The organism is Aquamicrobium lusatiense, assembly GCF_014201615.1.
In the GTDB taxonomy this organism is placed as follows: domain Bacteria; phylum Pseudomonadota; class Alphaproteobacteria; order Rhizobiales; family Rhizobiaceae; genus Mesorhizobium; species Mesorhizobium lusatiense.
Genome location: NZ_JACHEU010000003.1, coordinates 1 through 13,302, shown reverse-complemented (window position 1 = coordinate 13,302; position 13,302 = coordinate 1). Strand labels below are relative to the sequence as shown.

Here is a 13,302-nt window from a genome sequence, read left to right as displayed (position 1 = left end):
CTACGCACGCAATCAGGCGGTGACCGCCCGATCTTCCGTCCGGCGGCGGGAAAACAGCCGGTTGATGACGACGAAGAACACCGGCACGAACACCAGAGCCAGAAGCGTTCCGGTGATGGTTCCGAAGAAGGTGGCGAAGCCGATGGCCTGGCGCGCGCCCGCGCCGGCGCCCGACGACACCACCAGCGGCAGAACGCCGAGGCCGAAGGCCAGCGAGGTCATCAGGATCGGGCGGAAGCGCAGTTTCGATGCCTCGCGCGCCGCTTCGACCGCGCTCTCGCCGAGCTTGGCCATGCGGTCGCGGGCGAATTCCACGATCATGATGCCGTTCTTGCCGGTCAGGCCGACGACGGTCAGCAGGCCCACCTGAAAGTAGACGCCGTTGGACTGGCCGCCGATCCAGGCGCCGATCAGCGCGCCCAGAATGCCGACCGGCATCGCCAGCAGCACGGCGATCGGAATGGTCCAGCTTTCGTAGAGGGCCGCAAGACACAGGAACATGGTGGCCAGCGCCAGACCATACAGGATCATGGCACCCGCACCGGCTTCCTTTTCTTCAAGCGACATGCCCGTCCAGCGCAGATTGTAGCCGGGGGGCAGCTTTTCGGCGAGCCGCTCCATGGCGGAAATTGCCTCGCCCGAGGTGAAGCCGTCGCGGGCCGAACCTTCGAGTTCCATGGCCGGCAGCGCGTTGTAGCGCGTCACCTGCTGCGGCCCGAACACCCATTGCTGCTCGGAGAAGGTCGTCAGGTCCACGAAATCGCCATTGACGTTGGGGATGCGCCACAGCGCCATGTCTTCAGGCTTGGTCCGTGCCGAAGGCTCACCCTGCACATAGACGCGCTTGACGCGGCCTTCATAGAGGAAGTCGTTGACATAGGCGCCCGACCAGATGGTGTTCAGGAAGGTGCCGACATCCGCCGCCGTCACCCCCACGGCGCCGGCCTTCTTCCAGTCGATGTTCAGGCGGAACTGGGTGGCGTCCTCCACGCCGTTCGGCCGCACCGCCGTCAGCATCGGATCGTCGGACGCCATGCCGATCAGCATGTTGCGGGCGTTCAGCAGTTCCTCATGGCTCTGGCCCGCCGAGGCCTGAAGGAAGGCGGTGAAACCGTTCGACGTGCCAAGCTCCATGACAGCAGGCGGCACGAAAGGCACCACCATGGCCTCGCGGATGCCGCCGAACAGCGGGCCGAAGGCGCGTCCGGCAATGGCCGATGCCGAGGCATCGGGAGAGGTGCGCAGTGACCAGTCCTTCAGCTTGATGAACATCATGCCCATGTTCTGTCCCTGACCGGAAAACGAGAAGCCCCGAACGGAAAACACCGACGCCACATTCTCCGGTTCGGCGCTGATGAAGTACTGCTCCACCTTGTGCAGCACCTCTTCCGTCTGTCCGGCGGTGGCCCCGGAGGGAAGCTGGACGATGGCCATCAGCACGCCCTGATCCTCATCAGGAAGGAAGGAGGGAGGCGTGCGCTGGTAGAGCATGACCATGCCGCCGACGATCAGGGCATAGACCACCAGCATGCGCAGCGGCCCGCGGGTCGCGAAGCGGACGATGCCGGAATAGCCCGACGTCACCTGCGAGAAGCGCCGCTCGAAACCATCGCTGAACGCGCCACCCATGCGGGCCAGCATTCCCTTGCGCGGCGCATGCGAATGCGGCTTGAGCATCGTGGCGCACAGGGCCGGCGTGAACACGATCGCCACCAGCACCGACAATCCCATGGCGGAAACGATGGTGACGGCGAACTGCTTGTACATCTCGCCGGTGGAACCGCCGAAGAATGCCATCGGCACGAACACCGCGGACACGACCATGGCGATGCCGACCAGGGCGCCGGTGATTTCGTCCATGGATTTCCGCGTGGCTTCGACCGGCCCCAGATGTTCGTCGCGCATGATGCGCTCGACGTTCTCCACCACCACGATGGCATCGTCCACCAGAAGGCCGATGGCGAGCACCATGGCCAGCATGGTCAGCGTGTTGATGGTGAAGCCCAGCGCCGCCATGATGCCGAAGGTTCCCAGCAGCACAACCGGAACGGCGAGCGTTGGAATGAGCGTGGCCCTGAAATTGTGCAGGAACAGCAGCATCACGAAGAAGACGAGAATGATCGCCTCACCCAGCGTGTGCAGCACCGCCTCGATCGAAATCAGAACGAATGGCGTCGTGTCGTAGGGGATGACGTAGCTGACGCCCGCCGGCAGCGAAGCGGCAAGCTCCTCCATCTTGGCCTTGACCAGTTCGGCCGTATCCAGCGCGTTCGCGCCGGAAGCGAGCTGGATCGCCATGCCGGAGGAAGGCTTGCCGTTATAGAAACCGGTGATCTCGTAATTCTCGGTGCCCAGTTCGGCGCGCGCCACGTCGCGCAGCAGCACGAGGCCGCCATCGGCATCGGCACGCAGCACGATGCCCTCGAAATCCTCGGGCGTTTTCAGGAGCGACTGGGCGGTGATGGTGGCGTTGAGCAGCTGGCCTTCCGGCGCCGGCATGGCGCCGAAGGAACCCGCCGAAATCTGCGCGTTCTGGGCGTTGATGGCCGCAACCACCGTCGAAGGCGCCAGATTGTAATATTTGAGCTTCTGCGGATCGAGCCAGATGCGCATCGCATATTCGGAGCCGAACACCTGAACCTTGCCGACGCCGGTGAGACGGGCGATCGGCTCGACCATGTAGGAGTTCAGATAGTCGGCGAGATCGACGTCGCGGCGCGCGCCGTCGTCTGAGATCAGCGCAATCACCATCAGGAAGCCGGTCGCCGACTTCTCCACCGTAACACCCTGGCGCACCACGGCTTCAGGCAGGTTGGCTTCCGCCTGGGCGAGCTTGTTCTGCACCTGAACCTGCGCGATGTCGGGATCGGTGCCGATGTTGAAGGTCAGCGTGATCGAGGCGGTGCCGGTCGAGGTGGTGCTCGATTTGATGTAGCGCAGCCCGTCGAGGCCGGTCATTTCCTTTTCGACGATCTGGACGACCGTATCGGCGACGGTCTCCGCCGAGGCGCCGGGATAGACCGCGCTGATGACGATCGAGGGGCCGGCAATCGAGGGATATTGCGACACCGCAAGCCGCGATACCGAAAGCAGGCCAAGGCCCATGATGATGATGGCTATGACCCATGCAAAGATGGGCCGGTCGATGAAGAAGCGGGCCATGGGTCAGTTTCCTTCGGCCGGCTGCACGGCTGCTTCAATCTTCTCGCGCACGATTTCCACGGGCGCGCCGGGGCCGATCTTCTGGAAGCCGGAAGTGATGATCTCATCGCCTTCCTTCAGGCCGCCGGTGATGACCCAGCGGTTTTCTGAAGCCGTCAGCACCGCGAGATTGCGCACGGCGACCTTTCCGTCCTCGACCACCCAGGCATGGGCGGCGCCGGTCGTGTCGCGCATCACGGCGTTCTGCGGCACCAGATAGGCACCTTCGGCGACAGCCTGCGGCAGCTCCACCTCCACATACAGGCCGGGCAGCAGCGTGTGTTCGGGATTGTCGAAGGTGACGCGCAGGGTGATCATGCCCGTCATCGGCTCCACCTGCGGTTCGGCCGCCCTGAGCTTTCCCTTGTGCTGGAACGCGCCGCCGGTCGGCAGGATCAGGGTTGCGGCATCCGCGCCGGGCTCTTCAGACTTGCGCGACCCCTGCCAGCGCATCAGGTCGTTGGCCGACTGGGTGACGTCGACATAGATCGGGTCGAGCGTGCGGATGGTGGCCAGCGCAGTCGCCTGCTGTGCGCCGACAAGTGCGCCGGTGGTCGTCTGCGACAGTCCGATAACGCCGGAAACCGGCGCGCGCACATTGGTGCGTTCGAGTTCGATCTCGGCGCTCATCAGTTGCGCCTTCGCGAGCTGCAGCGCGGCGTCGGCGGCATCGCGCGTGGCGTTGGCGCTGTCGCGGCGCTGTTCGGAGCCGGTCTTTGCCTGAAACAGTTCGTCGGCGCGGCGGGCTTCACGCACCGCCAGATCATAGTTGGCCTGGGCCTGCGCGACAGTCGCCTTCGCCGCGGCTACGGCGGCGACATAGGTGTCGTCCTCGATCTTGTAGAGCTGCTGGCCCGCCTCGACCCGCGCACCTTCGTCGAACAGCCGCTCGCGGATGATGCCGGACACCTGCGGGCGCACCTCCGCGACCGTGGATGCCTTGACGCGGCCGGGCAGCCGCGCGGTCACCGTGAAATCCTGCGGTTCGGCTTTCATGACCGTTACCGTCGCCGGCGGTTGCTCCTGCGCCATGGATGCAAGCGGGGCAAGCCCGCTCAGAACCAAAGCGAAGACACCCGTTGCAGCGCTTCCTGTGAGCCTGTTTCGCATGGGAACTCTCTGATGAAACCGTTTTTGGGAGAATGTGTTTGCGCTGGCGACAGCGCCTTTTGTTCCGGCTAGCCGGGCAGATCCGATGCCGGCGGAGGGGGTAGCGAGAAGATCAGCGGGATCATTCGGATGCCCTCAGCATGGCGAGCTGACTGCGCAACAGTTTGGAGCCAAGCTCCTTCAGCGGGAAGACTTTCTTGGCCCGCAGCCATTCGCCCAGAAGCCCGTTCATGCTGGCCATGAGCACGCATGCCGCCTCGTCCGGCGTGAAGTGGGGACCGAGCTTGCCCTGATCCGCAGCGATGCGCGTCAGGCGCGAAATCAGCCTGAACAGGCGGCAATTGGCATCGTCCATCCAGTCGGCGCTCTGCCCCCGGCCGGTATGGCTGGAGAGAATGCTGAACAGGCGCTGGCAGCTTTCATCTTCCGCGAAGACGGTCAGGGCCTTGATGCCGGCAGCTTCCAGAAACTCGAACGGATCGTCGGTGCTGCTGGTCTCGTCATAAGCGAGCAGTTCTTCCTGCGGCAGCGAACTGCGCGCCTGCAACGCGCTCAGAAGATCGGTCTTGTCCTTGAAATGCCAGTAGAAGGCGCCGCGCGTGACGCCTGCAGCGCGTGAGATGCCGTCCAGCGTCGCGGCATCGATGCCGCGCTCCATGAAGACGCGCTCGGCGGCATCGAGGATGGCCGTTCGGGTCTGTTCCGCGTCTTCCTTGGTCCTGCGCATGACGACACCTTTCGGGCGCTCTTATATACAAACAAGAATGTATGTAAAGTTTCATTTTTTCAAAAGGGCGTGATTTTGCCCTTGTTTCCGATGAGCGGCCGCAACATGGATCACCGAGGCGCGACGCCAGCGCGGCGCTGTTGCCCCGCTAGCTGAGAGTGACAATCGCCAACTCCGCCAGCCGCTGCATGGGCTTCACATCTCGTGTGTGCTGTTCCTCATGCGGAACGCACCCGTCCCGGCCCAGCCTTGCATCTGGCGGCGGGGTTGCGGCGCTGAGGCCGAGATAGTTCAGCGTAGGGTCATGACCCGTTGATCAGAGCCAGAAGATTACGATGGCGGCGAGAGCGACGGCGGAAAAGAAAACCGTCGGGCAGCGATCGTACCGGGTGGCATGCGCCGCCGGTGACGGGGCTGGCTTCCTCCTCCGCAAGGACAGCTTCACCGCAGGGAAACATGTCTCCATCATGCAGGATAAGAGCATGCAGACCTGATCTGCTGGCGCAGGTCGGGGGAAACTCCGGAGCGGCGTCCCCGACGCGGCAGGCGGCATCCCTGCCGCCCGTAAATCCTGCCGCCGGACCGTGAAGTCCGGCGGAATGGAGAGAGGCTGTTTCAGGCTGCCGCCCAGCGGGAGGCGGTGCGCTTGTGGTACATCTCGCGGAACTGCTCCGTGGATTTCGGCAGAAGCGTGCCCTTGTCCCAGTCGAGGATCACCGCATAGCGCCGCACCGCATCGAGCGCATTGATCTTTCCGGCCTGGAACAGGGCCGCCACCTCTTCAGGCGGGGTTGCGATCCAGCCGCTGCGTCCGGCCCGGATGCGCTCGCGCTCTTTCTTCGTCGCCTCCGCATCGATCTCGTATTCGCAGATTTCGGGATCGACCGGGGTGATGACCACGCCGTAGTCCAGCGCGGCGCGCTCCACCGAGACATAATCGTCGATGACGTCCTGCAACACGCGCTCGGGATCGCGCTCCAGCGGATCGCCGAAGCCGCCGCCGCCGGCGGTCGGGCGGCCGAACTCGTCGTTCTGCCCGATGGCGACGTTGGAGAACACCGAGCCCAGCCATTCGGGCTTGTCCGAGCCATGACGGCGCAGCGTCAGCCCGTGCGGCATGGACGGCAGGCCGCCTTCGATGCCCCACACCACGGCGCGCTCGCGGTCGCAGATGTAGGAGATCACCGTGTTCTCGGCCTCCAGCATGACGGAGGTTTTCTGCACGCCGGCACCGCCGCGCCATTTGCCGGGGCCGGCGGAATCCGTCAGCACCTCGAAGCGCGTGGTCATCATCGGGTTGGCACGCTCCTGACCTTCCACCGGCTGCGCCATCAGCCCGGTGCCGAAGCAGGCGGTGGTGACGTTGCAGCCGTCGCGGCCATTGCGCCCGCCCCAGCCGCCCGGCAGCCAGTCGTAGAACATGAAGATCGGCTTTTCGGGGCTGCGCGCATCGCGGCCGCCGGTCAGCAGATATTCGAGGTTGAAGGCGCAGGCGATGGCGCGCTCGGGCAGGATCTTGGACCACATCTCGTAGATGGCGTTCATGATCTTCTCGAACGGCATCAGGAAGCCCGTTACCGCCACCGGCCATCTGGCATCGACGATGGAGCCTTCGGGAGCCGTGATGTCGAACAGGCGGTAGAATCCGCTGTTCAGCGGCAGGTCGGGGAAGAAGGTCTTCATGCCCGCCGCCACCGCCGAGAAGGTGGAGCCGAAGGCGGAATTGTAGATCGAGCCGATGGTGGCGTGAGAGCCGCTGAAGTCGTAGCTGACGCGGTCGCCTTTGATCGTCAGCTTCACCTTGATCGGAATCAGCCCCTCTTCGCCGGCCGGGTCCTGATCGATGAAATCCTGCGTTTCCCACTCGCCGTCCGGCAGGGCTTCGATGCGCTGGCGCATGGCGCGCTCGACATAATCCTGCACGGCGGCCATGCCGAGCTTTATGGTGTCGACGCCATATTTGGCGACAAGGCGCAGGATTTCGCGCTCGCACACCTGCGTGGCCTGTGCCTGCGCGTGGATATCGCCGATGATCGAGGCCGGGTCACGGGTGTTGGAAGCGATCATCCGGGCGACGTCCTCGCAGAAGCGGCCTTTTGCGAACAGGCGCACCGGGGTGATGCGCATGCCTTCCCTGAACATGTCGGTGGCGCTGACGTCGAAGGAGCCCGGAACCGAACCGCCGAGGTCGGACCAGTGGCCGTTCGACTGCGAGAAGGCGATGACCTCGCCATCGTGGAAGATCGGCCGGATCAGGCGCACGTCGTTGAAGTGGGTGCCGCCGGCATAGGGGTCGTTGATGGCGTAGACGTCGCCCGGATGCATGTCGCCGGCAAAGGCGCGGATCACCTCCTTGCAGGTGAAGTGGAGCGTGCCGACATGCACGGCGATGTCCTGGTTGCCCTGCGCCACGCAGTTGCCTTCCGCGTCATGCAGGGCGCTCGAAAAGTCGCGATTGTAGATGACGAAGGAATAGCAGGTGCGCAGGATCTGCTCCGCCATCTGGTCGACGGAGGTGATGAAGGAGTTCTTCAGCACCTCGAAGGTGACGGGATCGAGAGTTGGCTTGGTCAGCATCTTGGTTCCTCTCAGACGCGGATGATGATGTTGAGATACTGGTCGACTTCCGCCTTCGTGCCGGGCGGCACCACCACGGTGGAGTCGAGCTGCTCGACGATGGCCGGTCCTTCGAAGCTGAAGCCCGCCGGCAGGTCGTCGCGGTCATAGACCGGCGTGTCATGCGGCTCGTCCGGCCCGAACCAGACCGGCCGGCGATGAAGCGGCGCGGGTGTGACGCCGGTCGGCTCATGCTTCGGCAGTTCGGCCTTCGGCACGATGCCGGTGGCCTTCAGGTTGAGGCGGTAGAGGCTGACCGGGGTTTCGTCGCGGCGGAAATTGTATTCGCGCTTGTGCTCGCGATGGAACGCCTCGACCAGATCGGCGATGCTGGTGACAGGGGTCGGCGCATTCACCGCCAGCGAACGCCACTGGCCCTGATACATCATGTCGACGCTGCGCTGGAGCACGATGTCGCCGGGCTCGACGCCCTCATGCACCAGCCGCTCCACCGCATCCTTCTCCATGCGGGCGAAATCGGCCTCGATGGTCGCGGCATCCGCTTCGGAAGCCGCCTTGATGTAGCTTTCGGAGAAGTCGTGCTGCATGTCGACGAGCAGGCAGCCGAGCGCCGAGGTGACGCCGGGATTGGGCGGCACGATCACGGCGGGGATCGACAGTTCCTTCGCAATCGCGGCGCCATGCAGCGCGCCCGCACCGCCGAAGGCGACCAGCGCGAAGTCGCGCGGATCGTAGCCGCGGCTGATCGAGATCAGCCGCACGGCGTCCGACATGTTGGCGTTGGCGACCTTGATGACGGCGTCGGCGGCCGCATGAATGGACAGGCCGAACGGTTCGGCGACGCCTTCCGTCACCGCCTGCGCGGCCAGTGCCGGATCGAGCGTGATCTTGCCGCCGGCAAGGCTGGTGCCGAGACGGCCGAGCACCACGTTGGCGTCGGTGTTGGTCGGCTGCCTGTTGCCGTTGCCATAGCAGGCCGGTCCCGGATTGGCGCCCGCCGATTGCGGGCCGTTGCGCAGCGAGCCGGCCTCGTCGCGCCAGGCCAGCGAGCCGCCGCCGGCGCCGATGGTCAGCACCTCGATGGAGGAAAAGCGGATCGGATAGCCATATTCGATGAACCAGTCCTTGGTGACGCGCGACTGCCCGTCATAGGCCAGCGACACGTCGGTGGAGGTACCGCCCATGTCGAGGCCGATGGAGTTGCGGAAGCCGCACAGCATGGCGATCTGGCGGCTGGCGATGGCGCCCGCCGCGATGCCCGACCCGGCGAGGCGGGCGGCGAAATCCTCGACGCTCTTCGGCGTCATCACGCCGCCGCCGGTGTGCAGCAGAAGCAGGTCGCGGGTGTAGCCGTCCTCCTGCAGGCGCTGGCCGAGCCGTCTGGTGTAGTCCACCACCACAGGGGTCAGGACGGCATTGGCGACGGTGGTGGAAAAGCGCTCATGCTCGAAGATTTCCGGCAGCACCTCGGACGAAGTCGAGACGGGAACGTCCGGCATTGCCTCCTGCAGGATTTCCTTCATGCGCTTTTCATTGGCGCCGTTGACGAAGGCGTTCATGAAGCACACCGCCACGGCGGCAACGTTGCGGCGCTTCAGGATGCGGGCGACTTCGCGGGCGGCTGCCTCATCGAGCGGCCTGACCACCTTGCCGGCGGCATCGACGCGTTCGGGAACCGTCAGCCGGTCGCGGCGCGGAATGTAGGGCGGCACCACGTCCTTGTAGGTGTCCCAAAGGTCTTCCTTGTTGGCGCGGCGGATCTCAATCACGTCGCGAAATCCTTCGGTGCAGACCATGGCCGCGCGCGGCAGGCGGCGGGTGATCAGCGCGTTGGTGGCAACCGTGGTTCCGTGCGAGAACAGCGCCACATCGGCCATGTCCACGCCCGCCTTGGCCACGCCGCCGAGGATGCCGTCGATCGGATCGGGGGTAGAGGCGGTCTTCTCGATCCGGATGCTTCCGGATTTCTCGTCCATGATACAGACGTCGGTGAACGTACCTCCGACGTCGACCGCCACACGCAAGCTGGGCATCGTGTTCTCCTTTTTGGCAATGTAATGGGAAGGGCGCGCCGGCAGCGCTCTCAGCTGGTTATGCCGGCACTGTCAGTCAGGGCGATGTCATGCGGCTTCGCTCTCTCGTCCCGCTTGGCGTTTCGCCGAACTCGGCGCGATAGAGCCGGCTGAACTGGGCCTGATCGCTGAAGCCCCATTCATAGGCGATCTCCGAAACCTTCTTCCGGCAGGCGGGATCGCACAGCATCTGCCGGCACATCAACAGCCGCTGCAACTTCACCCATTCGCTGACCGAGCGGCCAAAGCCGGTGAAAAGCTGGTGCAGATAGCGCACGGAAATGCCGCAGGCGTCGGCGATGGTTTGAGGGCTGAGCGAGGGCGAAGCCAGATTGAGACGGATGAAATTCTCCACGCGATACAGATGCGCCATCTGCACGGAGGACGCGTTGGCGTTGAGCATCTTTTCGTCGGCGGAAACCGCCATGGCCAGCATGTCGACCAGATGGCGGCCGGACATGGTGCGCGCCTGATCGTCCATCTCCTCCAGCCGCGCGGCGACCAGACGCATCATGTCGACGAACAATGCGCCCGCCCCGCAGGTGGCGTCGAAGCTCAGCGACGCCAGCCGCTCCGGCAGCACGACGCGCGAGCGCAGCACGCTGCCCGGCACCTTCAGCACCCACAGCGCATTGGCCTCGGCATAGGAGAAATCATAGGGAAGATGGCTGCGCTCGACCAGGATCTGGCCGGGCTTGCAATGCGCCTCGCGGCCATCCTGCAGGAAATGCACGTCGGCGCGTTCCGGCACGGTGATCAGATAGCTCTCGTCGCGCTCGTGCAGCAGATGGTGCTTGTGGCGGCGGTAGAGCAGGCCGTCCGATGCCAGCCGCGACAGCGACAGCGTGCCGAGGTTCCAGTTGTTGAGGGAGCCGTCGAAGCGGGGCTCGTTCCTGAAGGTCAGGTCGAGCGAGAAATAGGTCTGCGATACGGCTTCGTTCCAGTAACGCTTGCGCGCGGCAGGACTGGCATCGGCGGTGGAATATCTGATGTCCATTCGAACCTCCCATTCCGTGGTCAGGCGCAATATCGCGCCGCCGTCGAACAAATTTCCCCGGAACCCCGAGCTATCGTCTCCTGCAATAGTCTCGTCATAGGAATACGCTAGTTTCGCCATGCTGCCGAGTCTTGCATCTGTGTGCACCCTGTCTTGTGCCCGGGCGCACCCGCCGGCCTGAACCGGCAGGTGCGGTGTGTTGTCATCCTGCCGCAAAGAACCAGGATCGCCTGGCGCTGCGCAGACCCGCCGCGTAGATCGCGAACGCGACGACTGCCGTGGCCGGAGCGGAGAAATCCGCGTAGCTTCCGCCCGAGACGTGGAGCAGGATGCCGATGGCGGCCGCCCCGAACCATGCGGTGAGGCCAAGCGGATTGAAGGCCGGCACCTGTTCGGACCTGTACTCCACCGTGCCGCCGGAAAGCCGGTCGTAGCGATCGCTGAGAATATGGGCCATGGCGACCGCCACCCATGCGACGACGAATATGCCCTGATAGGCCAGTGCCTGAAGCAGATAGGCGAAGACGTCGGCCAGCATCAGCACATAGACGATGGCGCCGACGGCAATCGCCCAGCCGATCCGGCCGAAGGGCATTCTGCCGAAGGCCGCGACCAGCGCCTCCATGTTCACCGCCGCCAGATAATAATTGGCGGTGTTGATGCGGGTCTGGGTGATCCACACGAACGCCAGTCCCCAGATGCCCATCAGCTTGAGAAGCGCCAGCAGCACCGAAACCTCCGTCGCGCCGACATCGGGCACCGTGGCGACCATGAACATGCCGAACAGCCCGCTCACCACGAAGACCATCAGGTAGAAGGGCGTGCCGAAGTTGAACCAGGCGTGATAGTCCGCATCCTCCTGCCGGCCGAAACGGGCATAGTCGAAGGTGAACATCATCAGCACCCACACGCCCATATAGGCGACGAAGCAGGACCACCAGCCGGAAGCGGGCGCGCCGCCTTCGGGCCCGAGATTGAGCCATTTGTCGCTGTAGCCATATTCGCCGATGGCGAGCGCCACCGCCACGATCAGGCCAAGAATGTAGAAGGGCAGCAGCACGCCGTTGAACTTGTCGAGCCAGCTCTGGATGCTGCCGAAGATCAGCGGCACGCTGTAGAGCACCACGATCAGCGCCGCCGCCGGATAAGCGACGGACGGAAACACCGTGTTGATGCCGACCGCGATCACCGAGCCCTCGAACACCGCATAGTAGATGGCCGTGGCGCAGAAGATGAGCGTGGCGATGCCCGCGCCGACATTGCCGAACAGCACGCGCGAGAACAGGGCGACCGACAGGCCGGTCCTGATCGCATAGCGGCTCAGCACCGCATTGACCGCCGAATAGGCGATCACAGACAGCACCATGCCGATGATGGCATTTTTGCTGCCGAAGCCGAGCGCGAGCGCCGCGCCGACGACGATATAGAACAGGGCGCTGCACACGGCCCACCAGGCCATGGTCAGGCCGAATTTCGGCATGCGCGCATTCGGCGGCACAGCCGTCGTCGAGAAGTCGAGCGTATCGACCTCTTCCATCGAAATCTTTCCGGACATGGGTTTTTCCCCTCGCAGCGCGAAGCCTCGTCGCGATATGTGCGCTTCCGAGACGTTCCCGAGCCTCGTTGACACGGCCCGCTCTTTCTTGCGGAGCGGACTGCCGGTGTCTTTTGCACCGTGCAGCCGGAAAGCTAGGCCCTGTGTAAAAGCTTGTCTTTGCCGGCAGGGAACGATTGTTTGCACGACAGCGCATATGCGGGTTGCCGAAGCCGTCCGCCACGAACCATTGAAATCCGGAAATTCTGACGCTATATTGCGTCATAATAATTGGCATTCCCGAATGGAGGCAAGCAGATGGGTCTGGCTCAATATGCCGATGACGGACTGTTCTCGCCACGCAAGATCGCCAGCGCCTTGCGCACGACGAGCGAGGAGATCGCGCGCACGGCGGGGCTCGGCAAGGATGCGATCCAGCGCAAGGACCGCATCCGTTCGGACAAGACGCAGCGGCGCCTGCGCGAGATGACCGAGATCGTCAACAAAGTCGAGCCCCGGTTCGGCTCGGCGCTCATGGCCTATGCGTGGTACCGGTCGGAACCGCTGCCGGGCTTCTCCGGCCTCACGGCCATGCAGCTTGTGCGCGACGGCCGGGCCGACGAGGTGCTCGACTATATCGACGCGGTCGACGCCGGCGTGCACGCTTGAAGCGCAGATGGAGTATCGCGGATCACTCTACCGGGCGCTGAACCCGATCTATGCGCGCGAGCCCTTGTCCGGGCGCGGCGCCGAGCTTTATGGCGGCCGTTTCAACCGCAAGGGAACGCCGGCCCTCTATGCGTCGCTGTCGATCATGACGGCCTTGCGCGAGGCCAATCAGGTCGGCTCGCTGCAACCGACCACCCTCGTCGCCTATGAGGCGGACATCGGGAATGTCTTCGACAGCCGGGACGCCACCGCCCTGCGGGCCGAAGGTATGACCCTGCAAGCCCTTGCCGACCCCACCTGGCGCGACCGGATGAAGGCCGCCGGCGAAGCCCCGACGCAGGCCTTCGCCGCAAGGCTTCTGGCCGCCGGCTACCACGGATTGCTGGTGCGCAGCTTCGCCCATGGCGCGAGCGAT

Annotated in this window: 9 protein-coding genes and 1 pseudogene; 2 read left to right on the top strand and 8 right to left on the bottom strand. The window is 64.4% G+C overall.

Translation table 11 applies throughout. From position 1 onward, the window contains the following. Positions 1-12 precede the first annotated feature (12 nt). The 8 genes and pseudogenes from HNR59_RS15735 to HNR59_RS15700 form a co-directional block, all read right to left on the bottom strand. The gene (locus HNR59_RS15735) at positions 13-3,162 is read right to left on the bottom strand and encodes an efflux RND transporter permease subunit (RefSeq protein ID WP_183831990.1); all 3,150 of its coding nucleotides are present in this window, start codon (positions 3,160-3,162) and stop codon (positions 13-15) included. 3 nt (positions 3,163-3,165) lie between these two features. Next, a complete protein-coding gene (locus HNR59_RS15730) occupies positions 3,166-4,311 on the bottom strand; it encodes an efflux RND transporter periplasmic adaptor subunit (RefSeq protein ID WP_183831989.1) in 1,146 nt (381 codons plus the stop codon). Between the two features lie 121 nt (positions 4,312-4,432). Beyond that, positions 4,433-5,038: a TetR family transcriptional regulator gene (locus tag HNR59_RS15725; RefSeq protein ID WP_183831988.1), complete on the bottom strand. Its 606-nt coding sequence runs from the start codon at positions 5,036-5,038 to the stop codon at positions 4,433-4,435. A gap of 316 nt (positions 5,039-5,354) precedes the next feature. Next, positions 5,355-5,432, bottom strand: a pseudogene (locus tag HNR59_RS20630) (transposase); the annotation flags it as partial. A gap of 221 nt (positions 5,433-5,653) precedes the next feature. After that, positions 5,654-7,615 carry a hydantoinase B/oxoprolinase family protein gene (locus HNR59_RS15715; protein ID WP_183831987.1) on the bottom strand — a complete coding sequence of 654 codons (1,962 nt, stop codon included), beginning with the start codon at positions 7,613-7,615 and terminating at the stop codon, positions 5,654-5,656. Between the two features lie 11 nt (positions 7,616-7,626). Continuing rightward, positions 7,627-9,648 (bottom strand): hydantoinase/oxoprolinase family protein, encoded by a 2,022-nt coding sequence (locus tag HNR59_RS15710; protein WP_151654468.1) that lies wholly within the window; start codon positions 9,646-9,648, stop codon positions 7,627-7,629. A 76-nt stretch (positions 9,649-9,724) separates the two neighbouring features. Further along, positions 9,725-10,684 (bottom strand): AraC-like ligand-binding domain-containing protein, encoded by a 960-nt coding sequence (locus HNR59_RS15705; protein WP_183831986.1) that lies wholly within the window; start codon positions 10,682-10,684, stop codon positions 9,725-9,727. Positions 10,685-10,886: 202 nt separating this feature from the next. Then, positions 10,887-12,239 carry a purine-cytosine permease family protein gene (locus HNR59_RS15700; RefSeq protein ID WP_183831985.1) on the bottom strand — a complete coding sequence of 451 codons (1,353 nt, stop codon included), beginning with the start codon at positions 12,237-12,239 and terminating at the stop codon, positions 10,887-10,889. Between the two features lie 297 nt (positions 12,240-12,536). Here HNR59_RS15700 and HNR59_RS15695 point away from each other — a divergent pair, with 297 nt between their 5' ends. Continuing rightward, positions 12,537-12,887, top strand: coding sequence for an MbcA/ParS/Xre antitoxin family protein (locus HNR59_RS15695; RefSeq protein WP_151654462.1), 351 nt, complete (start codon positions 12,537-12,539; stop codon positions 12,885-12,887). 7 nt (positions 12,888-12,894) lie between these two features. After that, positions 12,895-13,302 (top strand): RES family NAD+ phosphorylase (locus HNR59_RS15690; RefSeq protein WP_183831984.1); only part of this gene is annotated, 408 nt, incomplete at its 3' end.